We start from the raw sequence: 14,082 nt of genomic DNA, 5'->3' as shown, positions 1-14,082 counted from the left end.
ATGGAAACTATTACGATTGTAGACACGTCTATAAGTACAGATAATGTCGGTGACGAGATCATCATGGATGCGGTCAACGAAATTGTTATGGAGCTTTTTCCTGACGCATACATATTTCGAGTACCTAGTCATGATGCGCTGTCTGAAAGAACGCGGACATTTGTTCGGAAATCAACTTGGTGCTTTATCGGCGGTACAAATCTACTGTCATCCGTTATCAACCCTTGGAATTTATGGCGCCTTGATAAACTAGCTGCAAACGCCTTCGGTTCTAGTAGAACTGTTTGCCTTGGTACTGGGTGGAACGATTACATGGAGCCACCGAGCGCTGAAAGTAAAAATCTTCTAACTACAGCACTCTCTTCAGATTATCTTCATGCTGTGAGAGATAAATACACGCAAGATCATTTAACAAGTATAGGAATTAGATCTGTTTTCACATCATGTCCTACAACTTGGTTTTTAACTCCGAATTTTTGTTCGAAAATCTCAAATAGTAAAGCAAAGACTGCGATAATTACTCTGTCGGCATGGCGGGCGGAAATTGAGCTGGATAGGGCGTGGATTGATGTTGTTCGAAAGAGTTATGACGAAGTTTTCTTTTTTTCTCAAATGCAAGATGATTTTGAGTATTTAGCAGCGCTTGGGTTTGATGATATAAAAACTGTTGCCGCAACAGTGCAAGCATATGACCAATTTCTTATCGAGCACGACGTCGACTTCATAGGAACCCGACTTCATGGGGGAATTAGAGCTCTGCAAAAAGGTCGGCGAGCTTTGATACTCTCCATTGACAATCGCGCGGCAGAAATGGGCAGGGATACTGGTTTACCAGTACTTCCGCGCAGTGATCCGGCCGCGATTGGCACATGGATCGTTGGCGCACCCCCATTGACGATTACTCTTCCCGATAACGCAATTGCGAGCTGGAAGCGACAGTTTTCGCCTGAGGCGCGCGCCACCGCAACGGCAGTTTCCGCACTACCGGAAACATTGCCGCCGCCTCCCTTCCTAAAAAGGATAAAGCCAGCCGCGAAAATGATACTAGGGCGGAGATAGAACTCTAAGACAAAATAATTGAAACAGCGCCAATTGTTGCAATAAAAAAGATCATTAATAGATCGAGCTTAATGTTCACAAGTCGCAATTTGAACATAGTTGGCCAGACTATGATCAAGATCATTATATTTGCGGCGCCTACGCCCGCGATCATACCTAATATTCCGAATGAGTGAAATCCCGCTATGATACCAATTATACGTAGTATAGTTGAAAAAGTCATAACCCATGAGTAAGTACGTGACTCGCCAAGAGCTAGCAAAGCATTGTTGTACCCTAGGCCAATAAGCGCGGCCGCGTTTGAAATAGTAATTGCAACCACGAAAGCACCGGCTGCGTGATATCTTTCATCGTACAAAATTTCGACGATCTTTTCGCTTGTAAAGGCAACCACTGCGACCAAGACGAATGAGAACGTAAGAACTCGCTTGCGAAACTGCTGTAGAACGCCTGATAGCCTATTTACATCGTTGCGATGCGCTTCCGAAAACGCCGGTAGCCCTATTGCAGCGGTGAGCCTCATTGAGAGTTCGATCGGAATTGCCGCGATCGTGTAGGCGATCGCTAGAACCCCAAATTCCGCAGGCGTCAAAAAACCGGCTTGTATGGCGCGCAGCCCTTCGCCGCCAAGAAATGTGACTGCCGTCGAGAGGAATATCCATTTCCCAAAATTGACTAGGGTTTGTGTAGCCTTCGGCTCGAGTTGAAAGCGGTGCCGGTGCCTCTGAAGTAAGACATGACCGAGCACAACTGTTAGGGCAGAACCGAGGATGTTTCCGGCCACCAGCGCCCAAACTGATTTTAAACTGTATGCGAGCACAATTAAAAGCACGGTCGACGCGGCCTGTCCCGCGACCTGGACGATCGTAATCGTCCGGAAATCGAGTCGGCGTTCGGCGGTTGCCATGCCGATGGACATGAACCCATTTATCGCCGCCGTGGTGCTGAGCACCGCCAGCAGCGGGAACAGGATTGGCTGTTCATAAATCAGCGATAGCGGATAGGCGATTGCGGCGCCGATGACGCAGAGGAGCAAGCCGCGCACAACCTGAATTGTCCAGGCGGTGTTGAGAAATTTGGGGTCGTCGCCGCGCGGGTCGCGAATGACCGCGGGTTTCAGGCCGATGTCGGAAAACATCTGCAAACCGACGAGGAACACGGTGGCCAGCGCCATCAACCCGAACGCTTCGGGAAACAGCAGTCGCGTCAGAATCAGGTTGGAGCCCAGCTGCAGCACCTTTTGGATGCCGAACCCGACGCCGATCCACGCGCCCGAGTGAACCGCGCGGCTGCGCAGCGACGATGTCGCATCCTGGCCCAGCACCAACGATTTCAGAAATGCCAATCGCTGCTTCACTTGCACGGAATTCAGGCCCGATCCGATTGTTGCTGATGCCGACGCGGTCGCTCAGTGCGGTACCACCCGGCTTTCGCTTGTCGAGCGAAAACAATGCGTCGCGCGGGCGGAGAAACGCTTTGCGGCAGGACAGGCTGTCTAGATTCGGGACCCTCGGCGATGGCAGCGGGCCAGCTATGTTCACACAGCTTGCGCCCCCCACCGAACCTTTGCTAGACGCAAAGCCTTGGGAGAGCGTCAAATCCGCCGCGGTGGCGGGCCGACATTCTTGCCCGATGCAAAAGCGAAAGTCGAACTTGCACCCTTCGGGCACCAAAACCGTGAAGCGCGTATCGTGGGCTTGGTTGCAGCGTTGCTGGCCGGCGCTGCTGGGGCTGGCCGCGATCACCTTTCCCACCTGGCGCTTCATCACCACCGAAAGCTGGTCGACCGAACAGGGATCGCACGGCCCGCTGGTACTCGCCTCGGGGCTCTGGCTGCTGGTCAAGATGCTGCCCGAAACCGCGGCGGTGCGGCGGGCACCGCCCGCGTGGCGCGCCTATGGCGCCATCATCGCCATGGCCGCCGCCCTCATCCTGTTCCGCACCGCGGCGGTGATCGAGCTGGAGGTCTATGCCCTGTACGCCCTGTTCGTCGCGGTCTTGTACAGCTACATCGGCGCACGCGCGCTGCAAATCCTGTGGTTCCCGCTCTTTTACCTGCTGTTCGCGGTGCCGCTGCCCGACAGCCTGGTCGCGGCGCTCACCAATCCGCTGAAAATGTGGATCAGCGAAAGTGCGGTGTCGCTGCTCCACTTTGTCGGCTATCCGATCGCCAGTGCGGGGGTGATGATCCAGATCGGCCAGTACCAACTGCTCGTCGCGGCGGCATGCGCCGGACTCAACTCGCTGATCACGCTGACGGCGCTCACTTTATTCTATGTCTATCTCAGCCACCGGGCCAATTGGCGTTACATGGTGCTGCTGATCGCCGCCGCGGTGCCGATCGCGATCTTCTCGAACATGATGCGGGTGCTCTTGCTCATCCTGATCACTTATCATGGTGGCGAAGCAGCGGCGCAGGGGTTCCTGCACAATTTTGCGGGGATGACGACTTTCGCGATCTCGCTGGCAACGATCTACCTGCTCGATCTGGCGGTGCAGAAAAGCCTGGGCTGGAAGCAGCGCCGCCGACAAAAAGTTTAAAAACTTAACCGATCTTTTCATCCGCGGCCGCGAACGGCTTCAGGAAATGATAGATATAGGCCATGACCGCGACGATCACCAGCACGGCCGGGATCATATAGCCCTCATTCCCCAGATAGTTGGAAACGGCGCAGCCCACGGCGGGCGGCAGATAATGATAGATTTTATCGCGCGGCTCCTCTTCGGACGACCGCTGCAAGAACAGCACGGCCAATGCCACGAAGACGGCGACGGTGACCCAATCGTAGACAGTTTCCAATTCGGAATCCTCGTTGTAAAGTAGTCTTAAGTGTCGCTATGGCACCCGTTTAATTTCAGGGCAGAAATTCGCAATTTGCGATCTGCGATCCTTAGGGGGCGTAAGTGAATTATACCATAACTGCAAGACTGGCATTGGCCGGCGCGGCGTTCATCGCCCTCCATGCCTGCAGCAGCGAACCGACCGGCCAGGTCGTCGCGGTCGTCAACGGCGAAGAAATTACCCAGCAGGAACTTAACGCCGAAATCGCCGAGCTGCCCGCGCCCCCGGTCGGCGACAAGGAAGCGATCCGCCGTCAGATCCTGCAGCAGATCATTGATCGTCGGCTGATGGCGCAGGTCGCCAAGGAGGACGGCCTCGATCGCGACCCGATGTACGTCATCCGCGAACGGCGTCTCAAGGAAGAGCTGCTGGTCCAGATGTACGGGGTGAAAACCGCCGACACCGTGCGCGTTCCCGACGCCGCTTCGGTGAAAAAATATCTCGCCGACAATCCCGGCAAATTCAGCCAGCGCACCGCCTATCTCGTCGATCAGATCAGCTTCGATTTCCCGAGCGATCCGAAGATCCTGAAAGCGCTCGAAGCCGACAAATCGCTGGCCGATGTCGAAGAGACGCTGAAAAGCTTCAAGATCGACTATGCGAAAGGCGCCAACAGCATGGATTCGGGAAATATCCCGACGCCAGTGCTCAACCAGATCCTTGCACTCCCGGCGGGCGAGCCGTTCATCATCCCGATGCAGGGCAAAGTCGTCGTTAGTGTCATTACCGGCCGTCAGCCGGTGCCGACGACCGAGCAGCAGGCCAGCCCGATGGCGGCGCAGACCATGCGCGCAGAGAGCATCGGCAAGGTTCTGCGCACCCGGCTCGACGAGGCCAAGGCCAAGGCCAATATCACCTATCAGGACGGGCTGGCGCCGTTGCCCAAAAAGACCGCCGCAAAATAACCGGCGAAACTTCATGCTGGTCGCGGCGCCATAGCGCGGGACCAACACAGACCGATGGAAAAGATGTGCCACGCTGAGACAGCTAATTGGTTGATATACCGTCAACTACCGCGCATAAGCGTCGCGAGTCGAAAGAGAGGGTTGCCGTGACGATCGAAGGGGCCGCGCCAAAAGCGCCAGCGAGCTACAGGAAGACACGCGTCCTCCTGCTCCTTGGTGTCGCTCTAATCGGCTTCAGCCGCCTTGAGGACCGCGCCATTATCCAAATGCCTGGCGCCGCGCCGAGCGCCATGGCGGCCATGGCGATTCCGCCGTCGGACGAGGCCGACGACGGTTCCTATGCCGACGATCCCGATGCTGTGGTCCGGGTTGGCAACGCCACCCGCGTTCCGCGGAACCGAATTCGCCGCGCCCTGCGCGAGCGGGATTTCAACACCGTCGCCGCGCGCGGCGTCGATCCGGCGGTGGCAGCGCCCGCCGCAGCGATTGGCGGAGCGCCGGCCGACGCAGCCACCGTGGCGGCTGTCACCGATGCATTTGCACCGGCTGCCGGTACACCGGCAACCTTTGCTTCGCTCGGCCCCGCGCTCGGGCCAACGGCAACGCCGGTGTTTTCTGCCAGCCTCCCTCCGCCCGCCAATGGCGGCGGAACTGGTGGCGGAACCGGCGGCGGCAACACGGGCGGTGACCCGGGCGGACAGCCTGGAACCGATCCGGTTAGTGCGATTCCCGAGCCCGCGACCTGGCTTTCACTAATCCTCGGGTTTTTCGGTATTGGCGCCGCTCTGCGCCGCCGAAACGGGCGACGGGCGCTGCAGCCCGTGACGGCTCGCGCACTGCGTTGAACGTCCAAGCGATGAAATCGTCGAAGCGGTCTCCGCTTTTGAAGCTGGCCGCACAGGCTTGGCTTGGTCTCGCAGGGATATACTTCCTGTGGGAAGCGATGAACTATCGTGGATTTTTCGGCAGACTTGCCGAGCTCCAGATTCATTATTTCGGCGCCTACGCGCCGCTGCTGACCTTCTTGTTCCTGTTTGGCCTAGCGGCGCTCCCGGCATGGCTTGTCCTGCGGTTCCTTCGTCGCCGCGAACAGGAAGAGCAGAGCCTCGACGAGGCACTGATCCTGCAGATCAAGCGCGGCAAGAAGCTGCGGACCATATTGTACAGCTTTGCCGCTGCGACGGCTGTGGTGGTCGTTGGTTTTGTCGTCTTTGTGCTGTTCCTGTTGCCAAGCCCGCAGGGCAATGCGCAGACGATTGCAGCCAGCGATCTCGGGACGATCGCGGTCAAGGAAGGCCCGGCCCGCTTGGTCGGCGGAGAGATCGGGACGATTGTCTTTTTTGGACAAGACTGGTTTATCGGTGACGATCGGATGGCATTTGCGCCCTACCGCGCCGCCGGAGATGGCCGCCTTGCGCGCGTTTTCGTGCAGCTCGAAGCCAAGAATAGAACGCAGCTCGCAACCATCACACAGCGGCCCGCATGGTCTGGAATACTCGTCCAGGGCGGCTTGCCGGGCACTGCGCGCGTTCTGTTCAATTCGCTTGGGGTTGGGATCAGCGATCCCTACTACACGCTGTACCGCGACGAATACTCGCTCAAAATCCGTTATTGGCTGCAGGCAATCCAATGGACGATCCTGGCCGCGTTTCTGATCATTTTCGGGCGGATGCAGACCCGGCGCATCAAAAAGCTCGAAGAAGAGCGCACCGCCTTGGTTGCTTGATACTGCAGGTTCGCATCAGCCGTATCCGCGCGGCGCGGCTCGAATCCCTAACGGCCCGTTAATCATGCCGTGAAACGGAAGCTGAAATCGTTGCCGTTAATGCGGCACCATGCGGCAATGTCTCACCTTCTGTGCAGGCGTAGTAACTGCGGTTGTCGCAGCATCCCTCCTCGCGCCCGAGGATCAGCGGTTGGCCGCAACCGCTTTTTCGGTCAGTGCCGCACCAGCAGCCAGTGACGAACCGCAAAGAAGTGCGGAAACGCGCCGCGACGACAATGGACTATTCTACATCGGCGGCAAGGTCGGGTCGAAAACGATCCGCTTTCTTGTCGACACCGGCGCGAGCCACGTCATCCTGAGCCACGCCGATGCCCGCAAAATCGACTCCTATATGGCGGTCGGCGACACACGCACGGTGATGACCGCCGGCGGCCCGATGGCGGTCGACTGGATCGTGATCAAGGACGTTGCGTTCGGCGACCATTCGATCAAAAATCTTAAAGCCGCAATCCCGCGGCGCGACGTCGGCCTCTCGCTGCTCGGCCAAAACGCGCTCGCACAGTTCGATGCCGTTCATATCGACGGCGACCGCCTCACGCTCGTTCGCTAGCGCGCCGCGAGCGGTCCCGGCGGCGCGCCGGTCTTACTTCAGCAAATCGATGGCAAACGCACGGACTTCGGCGGCGATGTCGGGGCGTTCGAGAGCGACGGCCAGATTGGCCTGGATATATCCAGCCTTTGACCCGCAGTCGTACCGCGCGCCGTCAAAGGTTACGGCGTGGAACGGCTGGGTGCCGATCATGCTTGCCATCGCGTCGGTCAGCTGGATCTCGCCGCCCGCGCCCTTTTCCTGCCCCTCCAGCACCCGCATCACGTCGGGCTGGAGGATGTAGCGGCCAGAGATGATCAGGTTCGACGGCGCATCGGCCACCGACGGCTTCTCAACCAGTCCCATGACTTCGGTTAGCGACCCGTCGCGCGCGCCGGGGGCGATCACGCCATAGCTGGACACCTGCTCGCGCGGCACTTCAAGCACCGAGATCAGGTTGCCGCCGACCTGATGGTAGGCATCGACCATCTGCTTCATGCAGCCGGGCGATCCGTGCATGAACTCGTCGGGCAGGAAGATCGCAAAGGGCTCGTCGCCGACGATCGCGCGCGCGCACCAGATCGCGTGGCCAAGGCCCAGTGGCTCCTGCTGGCGGACATAGGCGCAATTGCCGGGACCAAGCCGCGTCGGCTCGAGCACCGACAGATCCTTGCCGCGTTCGGACATCGTCTTTTCCAGCTCGAACGCGATGTCGAAATGATCCTCGATCGCGCTCTTGCCGCGGCCGGTGACAAAGATCATCTGCTCGATCCCCGCCTCGCGCGCCTCATCGACCGCATATTGGATCAGCGGCCGGTCGACGATCGGCAGCATCTCCTTGGGGATCGCCTTGGTCGCCGGCAAAAAACGGGTGCCAAGACCGGCAACGGGAAAAACGGCTTTGCGGATCGGTTTCACTATATTTTGTCCTGTCATGTGAGAGGCGACGCGAACGAGAACGCAGTGCCGGCATCGTCAGGCTGTCGAAAACCTGCTCCCGCTTTCCGGCTCCCCCTGTCACTTGGCAACCACTCGCAGCGTTTCGACAGCCGAAAAAAGACCGTAAGCCTAGCTTGTTTAACACAAGCCCCGCTGCATGTCCGGAAACGGGATTGCGCCGAAGCCATTGGTTTCGTTGACGGCTCAAAAGGGCTGTGCGAGTGAAAAGCGCTACACGGTCGGCGGCAATATCGCTTTGAGATATTCCATAATGGGTACAGATAACCTCGCAGAATCGGTGCGACACAAAATCTACAGGGGACTAAGGTGCAGCGTAAGGGAATAGTTCTGGCCGGAGGGTCGGGAACGCGGCTCTATCCGCTGACGCGAGCCATTTCGAAGCAACTCGCACCCGTTTTCGACAAGCCGATGATCTATTATCCGATCGCGGTTCTCATGCTCGCCGGGATTCGCGAAATCCTGATCATCACCACGCCCGACGAGCAGCCGATGTTTGAACGGCTGCTCGGCGACGGCTCCGACTGGGGGCTCGAATTGCAGTATGCGGCCCAACCCGAGCCTGCCGGCCTGGCGCAAGCTTTCCACATTGGCGCCGATTTCCTCAATGGCGCGCCAAGCGCCCTCATCCTCGGCGACAATATCTTCTACGGCCATGGCCTCGGGGAGATGCTGCAGGAAGCGGACAGCCGAACAACTGGCGCCAGCGTCTTTGCTTACCAGGTTGCCAACCCGCAAGCCTATGGCGTGGTCGAGATCGATGGCCGCTGCAACGCGCTCAGCATCGAAGAAAAGCCCGCGAAGCCCAAATCCAACTATGCCGTGACCGGCCTCTATTTTTACGACGAGACCGTTGTCCAGCGCGCTCTGGCGCTCAAACCCAGCGCCCGGGGGGAACTGGAGATAACCGATCTCAACCGCTCGTACATGGACGATGGCTGTCTTTCGGTGCAGATCATGGGGCGCGGCTTTGCCTGGCTCGACACCGGGACGCACGTATCGCTGCTCGACGCCGGCAATTATGTTCGCATCACAGAAGAACGTCAGGGTCTGAAAATCTGTTGCCCCGAGGAAATTGCCTGGCGTTTGCGCTACATCGATGATGCAAAGCTGAAGGCAGTCGCCGAACCGCTACGCAAATCCGGCTATGGCGATTATCTTCTCAACCTGCTTGAAAACAAAAGCGTCTGATGCGGTTCGTCGAATGCGATATTCCGGGTCCGCTTATCATCGAGCCCAAGGCATTTGGTGATGATCGCGGCTTTTTCCTGGAAAGCTGGAACCAAGCCGTTTTTGCGGATGCCGGGCTCGACCTGACGTTTGTGCAGGACAATCACAGCCGCTCATCGCGCGGAGTCCTCCGCGGCCTTCACTATCAGGACCCCAATCCGCAGGGAAAGCTCGTTCGGGTCGTCAATGGGCGCGTCTTCGATGTGGCCGTCGATATTCGCCGGTCGAGCAAGACCTTTGGCCGCTGGATCGGCGTCGAACTCAGCGCAGCCAATCAGCGGATGCTGTGGGTGCCGCCGGGCTTTGCCCACGGCTTTCTGACGCTCGAAGACCAGACCGACTTCTTGTACAAATGCACCGACTTTTACCAGCCGGCCGCGGAGCATTGCGTGCGCTGGGATGATCCCGAGCTTGCGATTGATTGGCCGCTGGAGGGACTGACGCCGGAACTCTCGGCGAAGGACCAGGCTGGCAAGCTGCTCGCGGAAAGCGCGCTCCCCGAATGAAAGCGCTGATCACCGGAGCGAACGGGCAATTGGGCCGAACCTTGGCAACCTGCGCGCCAGCCAGCATCGAACTAATCGCGCTGACGTCAGCGCAGCTGGATATCGGCGAGCGCGCTGCGGTTGACGCGGCCTTTATCGATCACGCACCTGCCATTGTGATCAACGCGGCGGCCTATACGAAAGTCGATGCGGCGGAGGAGATGTCCGAACTGGCAGATCGCGTGAACCAGCTCGGCGTCGCCCATCTCGCGCAGGCCGCGCAGCGCAGCGGCGCCCGGATGTTGCACGTCTCCACTGATTTTGTCTTCGACGGCATGGCGTCACATCCTTATCGACCCGATGCACCCACCGCTCCGCTCAATGTCTACGGCGCTACAAAATTGGCTGGCGAGAGCGCCGCTGGCGCCGAGTCTCTGACTGTCCGGACCAGCTGGCTGTACAGCGCCTATGGCAATAATTTCGTCGCAACGATGCTGCGTCTGATGCGGGAACGCCCGGTGCTCCGCGTGGTCGACGATCAGGTGGGCACACCGACAAGCGCGCTTTCGTTGGCAGACGCCCTTTGGAAGTTGGCCGCAACCGAAAATGTTGGCATCATGCACTACAGCGATAGCGGCGTCGCGAGCTGGTATGATTTCGCCGTAGCCATCATGGAAGACGCGATGACCATCGGGCTTCTCGACCAGCCAGTCGATATCATACCCATCCCGTCGAGCGCCTATCCGACCCCGGCCAAAAGGCCGCACTATTCCGTTCTGGACAAAAGCGACACGATCGAAGCTCTCGGCTACGCGCCACCGCACTGGCGGACGAGTCTTCGTGACGTCTTGGAGGCAATCAGATCCGATGGATAATCTACTGATCACCGGCGGAGCCGGCTTCATCGGATCGAATTTCGTCCGCTATCTTCGCGAAAAGACCCCAGATCAGGTAATTATAGTCCTCGACCTGCTCACTTACGCCGGAAACCGGGCAAGCCTTAACGGCATCGACAATGTCGAACTCGTCGTCGGCGACATCCGCGACACCGACTTGGTGCGCCAACTGCTGGCGACAAGGAAGATCGACACAATCGTTCATTTTGCCGCCGAAAGCCATGTCGATCGCTCGATCGAGGGACCCGATGCGTTCATCGACACGAACGTCATTGGGACGCACAGCCTTTTGAAGGCGGCAAAAGCCGAATGGCTCGACGCGGGTACCGGCCGACCGCACCGCTTTCACAACATTTCCACGGATGAGGTCTTCGGTTCGCTCGAACCCGACGAACCAGCGTTCAGCGAAACGAATCCTTACGCGCCAAATTCGCCCTACTCAGCGTCCAAAGCGTCAGCGGACCATCTCGTTCGGGCGTATCACCACACCTTCGGGCTGGTGACCACGACCACGAACTGCTCGAACAATTACGGACCTTACCAGTTTCCCGAAAAGCTGATCCCATTGTTCATTATCCGCGCGCTCCACGGCCAGAAATTGCCGATATATGGGGACGGCATGAATGTCCGCGACTGGCTCCATGTCGCCGACCATTGCCGCGCCATCGAGGCCTGTTTGGATCACGGCCTCCCCGGCGAGACCTATAATGTTGGCGGCGGAGAGGAGCTTCCGAATATCAAAGTGGTCGACGAGATCTGCGCCGCGGTTGATGCCGCCTTCGCCAGCGATCCCCGATTGGCAGATCGTTTCCCCGCCGCCCCTGCTGCACAGGGCCGTTCCTCATCCGAACTGAAAAGCTATGTGACAGATCGCAAGGGCCATGATCGACGCTATGCCATTGACGAGCGCAAAGCGCGCGCAGAACTGGGCTATGCGCCCGAGCGCGATTTCGCCCAAGGCTTGCGAGAAACAATCGCATGGTATCTCGCGAACGAAGGCTGGTGGCAGCCTTTAATGTCCAATCCTGCCGATTGAGCCTCGGCGCCACAAATTGTACACCAGCAAACGTCTGATGAGCGACGCATTTTCGCGAGGCCATTGCTGCTTCTTGCATTGAAAAAGCTTGATTCCGGATCAAGAGGTCAGCCCAGCCGACCGATTGCCCCCCGAAACCGCGCCGCGACCCAATGCGATTCTCTGAGCAGCCCTGATTTGTTCCGTACGTTTTCCGTACGCCATTTCTGCGACAGAGTTAAGTCATTGAAAAATGGCGCACCCGAAGGGATTCGAACCCCTGGCCTCTGCCTTCGGAGGGCAGCGCTCTATCCAGCTGAGCTACGGGTGCCAATAGAGCGCGGCCTCTAGCAAGAGCGTGGCCGCGCAGCAATGGCCTATCGACCATCGCGCGGCGATGTGCGAAGCGGCGCCATGAGCATGGGGAACGCTGCGTGAACGCACCATCCGAACAAAACTGGCCGATGGCCGCCGACCTGTATGGCGAGATGCAGCTTGAGGAGCGTCAGCCGACCAGGCGCCGCTGGCGCGACTATTGGCCCGGGGTGCTCGTGACCGCAATCGCGGCGCTCGCCGCCGCGTGGCTCGCCGACCATTATGCCGCGCCGCTGGTGCTGATGGGGCTGCTGATCGGTCTGGCGATGAGCTTTTTGTCGCAGGATCCGCGCACCCACGCCGGGCTCGACCTGATGTCGCAGACCGCACTGCGGATCGGGATCGTCTTGGTCGGAGCGCGGATCACGGCCGACCAGCTCGCCGAGTTGGGGCCGGTGCCGTTCGCGCTGCTCGTGCTGATCATGCTGGCGGTCATTGTCGTGACCGTCGCGAGCGCGCGGCTGTTTGCACAGGATCGCCACGCCGCGCTGCTCGCGGGCGGCGCGACCGCGATCTGCGGCGCGTCGGCGGCGCTCGCCCTCTATTCGCTGATCGGCGACAAGCGCGTCGATCAGGCGCGTTTCACACTGACCCTCGTCGGCATCACCGTCGCCAGCGCCTTGGCGATGACGCTTTATCCGGTGCTCGCCGCCGAGCTGGGCCTGACCGATGCCCAAGCGGGGTTCCTGATCGGCGCGTCGATCCATGACGTCGCGCAGGCGATTGGCGGCGGTTTCTCTTTCTCGCCGGAGGCCGGCGAAGTCGCGACGATCGTCAAGTTGACCCGCGTCGCACTCCTGGCGCCGATGCTGATGCTGGTCGCGCTGTGGCTGGGACGGCTTGGCGAACGCGATGGGGCGGGGAAAATTCCAATCCGACTGCCCTGGTTTATCGTCGGCTTTCTCGTGATCGCGGCGCTCAATTCGGTCATGGCCGTTCCCAAACCCGTTCAAGATGGCGCAGCGAGCGGCGCGCAGGCTTTGCTCCTGCTGGCGATCGTCGCGACCGCAATGAAGGCGCGGCTGCATCTGCTGCTCGATCAAGGGTGGCGCAGCTTTGCGCCGATCATCGTCGCGACAGTAACCAGTTTTCTGTTATCGCTCGCCGCCGCATTGAGTTTGTGACGGCGTGACGTCATGTCACACCGTTGTACGACTTAGCTTTTCGGTAATGCCCAGCTGACGGTCAGCTGCGTCGCGCGGCGCGGGATGTCGAGCTTTGCTTCGCTGAAATTGACCTTCTCATTGGGCGGCAGCATCCGCACCGGCGGCTTGATCGTCCAGCTATAGACGATCGTCCCCTGCCCATCGCGCAGTTCGGCGAGGATGGGCGGCACCCGCTGTTCGCGGTCGGTCGGGTTGATGATCACCCCCGACGCGGCGAAATAGATCGTCCCATCGGCGAGTTCGCGATGATCCTGATTGGGCGGCAGTTCGATCACCAGATCGGGTTCGGCGGCCATGCCGGGCAGGCCGAGCCCCTGCGCCCAACTGGGCAAGCCGAAAAAATAGAGGCCGGCGGTCGCGGCAACCATCAGCGTGGCGGCGCTGGCCGCGATCAACGTCCAGCGCTTCGCCGGATTGCGGCGTGGGCGGCGGAACGGCAGCGGCGCTTCGTCAACGACCGTCGGTGCCGGTCGCGGCGCCGGGTCGGCGGCAAAGGCGGCGGGCGGCGGCGGCACGGGTTCGGCGAGTGGCGCGGCGCTGTCGGGATAGGCTGGTGGGGGTTCGGCCGAGGGCACCGCAACCGGCTCGACCGCAGGCGGCGAAATTGCCGGATCAACCTTGGCGGGCTCCTGAAACCAGCTGTGGCGACAACTGGCGCAACGTACCGTCCGCCCCGTCGGTCCGATCGCCGTATCGGGGACGACATAACGCGTGTGGCAGGACGGGCAAGCGAGGATCATGGGTACCCTCTAAACACGCTGATTCGCGGCGTTGCAAGCGCCGCGTCGCCGCCCGGCGTCCACTCGCCGCTTTACCTGCCACGGCAGCCGTGTAACA

The 14,082-nt window shown here is 59.6% G+C and carries 15 protein-coding genes and 1 tRNA gene; 11 read left to right on the top strand and 5 right to left on the bottom strand.

Annotation, left to right across the window (positions count from 1 at the left end; translation table 11 throughout):
* Entirely contained in the window at positions 1–1,059 is a 1,059-nt protein-coding gene (locus tag B4F07_RS10125) for a polysaccharide pyruvyl transferase family protein (RefSeq protein ID WP_293701168.1), read from the top strand.
* Positions 1,060–1,063: 4 nt separating this feature from the next.
* Here B4F07_RS10125 and B4F07_RS10120 read toward each other — a convergent pair whose 3' ends face one another.
* On the bottom strand, positions 1,064–2,404 hold the full coding sequence (locus tag B4F07_RS10120; protein WP_293701169.1) for an oligosaccharide flippase family protein: 1,341 nt from the start codon (positions 2,402–2,404) through the stop codon (positions 1,064–1,066).
* Between the two features lie 332 nt (positions 2,405–2,736).
* Between B4F07_RS10120 and xrtV the strand changes: the two genes are divergently transcribed.
* Entirely contained in the window at positions 2,737–3,600 is an 864-nt protein-coding gene (gene xrtV / locus B4F07_RS10115) for an exosortase V (protein WP_293701170.1), read from the top strand.
* Between the two features lie 4 nt (positions 3,601–3,604).
* Here xrtV and B4F07_RS10110 read toward each other — a convergent pair whose 3' ends face one another.
* Positions 3,605–3,859, bottom strand: coding sequence for an XrtV sorting system accessory protein (locus B4F07_RS10110; protein ID WP_293701171.1), 255 nt, complete (start codon positions 3,857–3,859; stop codon positions 3,605–3,607).
* A 104-nt stretch (positions 3,860–3,963) separates the two neighbouring features.
* Here B4F07_RS10110 and B4F07_RS10105 point away from each other — a divergent pair, with 104 nt between their 5' ends.
* The 4 genes from B4F07_RS10105 (at position 3,964) to B4F07_RS10090 (ending at position 7,142) form a co-directional block, all read left to right on the top strand.
* Complete coding sequence (locus B4F07_RS10105; RefSeq protein WP_293701172.1) at positions 3,964–4,806, top strand: EpsD family peptidyl-prolyl cis-trans isomerase; 843 nt, start codon at positions 3,964–3,966, stop codon at positions 4,804–4,806.
* A gap of 266 nt (positions 4,807–5,072) precedes the next feature.
* Positions 5,073–5,651: a PEPxxWA-CTERM sorting domain-containing protein gene (locus B4F07_RS10100; protein ID WP_293701173.1), complete on the top strand. Its 579-nt coding sequence runs from the start codon at positions 5,073–5,075 to the stop codon at positions 5,649–5,651.
* Positions 5,652–5,749: 98 nt separating this feature from the next.
* Positions 5,750–6,532, top strand: coding sequence for a hypothetical protein (locus tag B4F07_RS10095; RefSeq protein ID WP_293701174.1), 783 nt, complete (start codon positions 5,750–5,752; stop codon positions 6,530–6,532).
* A gap of 190 nt (positions 6,533–6,722) precedes the next feature.
* Positions 6,723–7,142: a retropepsin-like aspartic protease family protein gene (locus tag B4F07_RS10090; protein WP_293701175.1), complete on the top strand. Its 420-nt coding sequence runs from the start codon at positions 6,723–6,725 to the stop codon at positions 7,140–7,142.
* A gap of 33 nt (positions 7,143–7,175) precedes the next feature.
* On the opposite strand, the gene galU is transcribed toward B4F07_RS10090, so the two are convergent.
* Complete coding sequence (gene galU / locus B4F07_RS10085; RefSeq protein ID WP_293701176.1) at positions 7,176–8,057, bottom strand: UTP--glucose-1-phosphate uridylyltransferase GalU; 882 nt, start codon at positions 8,055–8,057, stop codon at positions 7,176–7,178.
* Positions 8,058–8,387: 330 nt separating this feature from the next.
* Between galU and rfbA the strand changes: the two genes are divergently transcribed.
* From rfbA to rfbB, 4 genes are read left to right on the top strand one after another with little or no spacing between them, the layout of a single operon-like run.
* Complete coding sequence (gene rfbA / locus B4F07_RS10080; RefSeq protein WP_293701177.1) at positions 8,388–9,269, top strand: glucose-1-phosphate thymidylyltransferase RfbA; 882 nt, start codon at positions 8,388–8,390, stop codon at positions 9,267–9,269.
* Positions 9,269–9,814 carry a dTDP-4-dehydrorhamnose 3,5-epimerase gene (gene rfbC, locus B4F07_RS10075; RefSeq protein ID WP_293701178.1) on the top strand — a complete coding sequence of 182 codons (546 nt, stop codon included), beginning with the start codon at positions 9,269–9,271 and terminating at the stop codon, positions 9,812–9,814. The genes rfbA and rfbC overlap by 1 nt, the downstream gene beginning before the upstream one ends.
* A complete protein-coding gene (gene rfbD, locus B4F07_RS10070; protein WP_293701179.1) occupies positions 9,811–10,668 on the top strand; it encodes a dTDP-4-dehydrorhamnose reductase in 858 nt (285 codons plus the stop codon). The genes rfbC and rfbD overlap by 4 nt, the downstream gene beginning before the upstream one ends.
* Positions 10,661–11,725, top strand: a complete 1,065-nt coding sequence (rfbB, locus tag B4F07_RS10065) for a dTDP-glucose 4,6-dehydratase (RefSeq protein ID WP_293701180.1) — start codon at positions 10,661–10,663, stop codon at positions 11,723–11,725. The genes rfbD and rfbB overlap by 8 nt, the downstream gene beginning before the upstream one ends.
* A gap of 233 nt (positions 11,726–11,958) precedes the next feature.
* Here the strand turns inward: rfbB and B4F07_RS10060 are convergent.
* Positions 11,959–12,035: transfer RNA gene (locus B4F07_RS10060), tRNA-Arg, on the bottom strand.
* 133 nt (positions 12,036–12,168) lie between these two features.
* On the opposite strand from B4F07_RS10060, the gene B4F07_RS10055 reads away from it, so the two are divergent.
* The gene (locus B4F07_RS10055) at positions 12,169–13,203 is read left to right on the top strand and encodes a YeiH family protein (protein WP_293701785.1); all 1,035 of its coding nucleotides are present in this window, start codon (positions 12,169–12,171) and stop codon (positions 13,201–13,203) included.
* A 32-nt stretch (positions 13,204–13,235) separates the two neighbouring features.
* Here the strand turns inward: B4F07_RS10055 and B4F07_RS10050 are convergent, their stop codons facing one another.
* Positions 13,236–13,985, bottom strand: coding sequence for a zinc-ribbon domain-containing protein (locus tag B4F07_RS10050; RefSeq protein ID WP_293701181.1), 750 nt, complete (start codon positions 13,983–13,985; stop codon positions 13,236–13,238).
* Positions 13,986–14,082: the final 97 nt, after the last annotated feature.

It is taken from the genome of Sphingopyxis sp. UBA6723 (assembly GCF_002454115.1).
Classification (GTDB): Bacteria; Pseudomonadota; Alphaproteobacteria; order Sphingomonadales; family Sphingomonadaceae; genus Sphingopyxis.
This window is presented reverse-complemented; position numbering and strand designations above follow the sequence as displayed.